Genomic DNA, 392 nt, shown 5'->3' on the forward strand with positions numbered 1-392 from the left:
CGTGTTCGTCGTCGTTGGTGGCGATGCATCAGGCGTGTCAGGCGTTGCGGGGTGGTGAGTGTTCGTTGGCTTTGGCTGGGGGGGTTACGGTGATGGCTAGTCCGGCGATGTTGGTGATGTTTTCGCGGCAGCGTGGTTTGTCGGTGGATGGGCGGTGTAAGTCGTTTGCGGCAAGCGCGGACGGGACGGGGTTTTCTGAGGGCGCGGGTTTGGTGTTGTTGGAGCGGCTTTGTGATGCCCGCCGTAATGGGCATGAGGTGTTGGCGGTGATTCGGGGTAGTGCGGTCAATCAAGATGGTGCTTCGAACGGGTTGACCGCCCCTAATGGGCCATCTCAGGAGCGGGTGATCCGGTCGGCGTTGGCTAGTGCTGGGCTTGGTTTGGTTGATGTG

Annotated in this window: 1 protein-coding gene; it reads left to right on the forward strand. The window is 60.7% G+C overall.

Annotated elements, in window-relative coordinates; all coding sequences use genetic code 11:
• Positions 1 to 392, forward strand: a 392-nt coding sequence (locus F0Q45_RS26910; RefSeq protein WP_149656691.1) for a beta-ketoacyl synthase N-terminal-like domain-containing protein, incomplete at both ends; no start/stop codon positions are given.

This window comes from Mycobacterium simiae (genome assembly GCF_008370645.1).
Taxonomy (GTDB): domain Bacteria; phylum Actinomycetota; class Actinomycetes; order Mycobacteriales; family Mycobacteriaceae; genus Mycobacterium; species Mycobacterium simiae_A.